The 1,472-nt window shown below is 69.3% G+C and carries 1 protein-coding gene and 1 pseudogene; both read left to right on the forward strand.

Annotated elements, in window-relative coordinates:
• On the forward strand, window positions 1–828 hold an 828-nt coding region (locus tag EN742_RS34835; RefSeq protein WP_128333869.1), incomplete at its 5' end, for a toprim domain-containing protein.
• 249 nt (window positions 829–1,077) lie between these two features.
• Window positions 1,078–1,472: pseudogene (locus EN742_RS34840) on the forward strand (hypothetical protein); the annotation flags it as partial.

The following is a 1,472-nucleotide window of genomic DNA, read 5'->3' on the forward strand; positions in this document are numbered from 1 at the left end:
CTTCTAGATGTCATTCGCGAAAGCTGTGGCCTCGTCGAATTCCACGATGTCGCGGACGAGGCTCGCCGTTTTCTCGCCATGCCGCGACCGCCGGCGCAAGACCCCGGCGCGGAGCGCCAGCCAGCCGCGGCACGCGGCTCCCCCGACGCCGCGCGTCGCCTGTTCGCCATGTCGCAGCCGATCGCCGGCACGCTGGCCGAACGCTATCTTGCTTGCCGCGGCATCCTGCTCGCCGCGCGTGAACGCGCCTTGCGCTTCCACCCCGGCTGCTACTACCGCGATCTCGTCACCGGCGAGACGCAGACCCTGCCCGCGTTGATCGCGGCCGTCACTTCCCTCGACGGACGCATCACCGGCCTGCAACGCACCTGGTTGGATCCGAACGGCAACGGAAAGGCGCCGGTTGCCGATCCGCGCCGCTCGCTCGGCAATCTTCTAGGCAACGCCATCTGGCTCGGCATGGAGCCCGGCGAATCAATTTCGGTCATGGTCGCCGGCGAGGGTTTGGAGACGATGGCCTCGCTCCGCGCCGTGATGCCGGCATTGCCGGCCGCCGCCGCGACCTCGGCCAATCACCTCGCCGGCCTGACCTTTCCGCCGGGCTGCCGTCGCCTCTATATCGCGGCCGATGCGGACGCCGCCGGCCGGCATGGCATTGAGCGTCTCAGCCAGCGCGCAGGTGAGGCCGGCATTCTCGCAATAGTGCTTCGCCCGCAACTCGGTGACTTCAACGACGATCTGCGCCATCTCGGCCCGACCCATCTCGCGACATGGCTCAGCGATCAGCTCGCCCCGGAAGATGCCCGTCAGTTCCTGACGTCGGGATGACCGGTCAAGGGGCGACAGGCGGGCAGGGGCGGCCTCACCGGAAGTCTCGCAACCATGGGCGCGCAGTCCGCCGGAGAGGCCGCGCCCGCGGCCTGCCTGAGAGGCGATCCCTGCCACCCCCCGGTCACGGCCGCAACGGCTGCGCCGTCCTCCGCTTCGCTCCGGCCTTCGGTGCGGCCGCGCCCGGGGCGCGGCCGGGATGCGCTGTCAGGCCGCGATAGGCGCGGCCGCAACCGACGGAGACACGCCATGACCTACGAGCTTCCTTTCGACGACGCCTACGAGCCCTACCACGCCTCCTCGCCGACCGACCGCGTCATCCTCGAACTTCAGATGTACGGCCATCGTCCGCATCAGGACGAGCCCGATCCCCGTCCGCTCCCCGACGAGAGCGTGATCCGGGCCGGCCTCGCCGGGATCGTCGAGACCTTCGCCGGCATGCTCGGCGACACCAGGCTCGAACCCGACCTCGACGACCTGCTCTGGTCCTTCGCCAATGTCTTCCATCGCGCGGCCGAACGCGTCGCCCGTAGCCTCGACCGCTGCGCCTCCTCGTTGCGGTCGAGCCAAGGCGAGCAAGATGGCTCGGAGGTGAAGTCCGTGGAGCTGGAACGGCTCACGGCCGAAGGCATCACCTATATCTG

This window comes from Mesorhizobium sp. M4A.F.Ca.ET.020.02.1.1 (assembly GCF_004022645.1).
GTDB lineage: Bacteria > Pseudomonadota > Alphaproteobacteria > Rhizobiales > Rhizobiaceae > Mesorhizobium.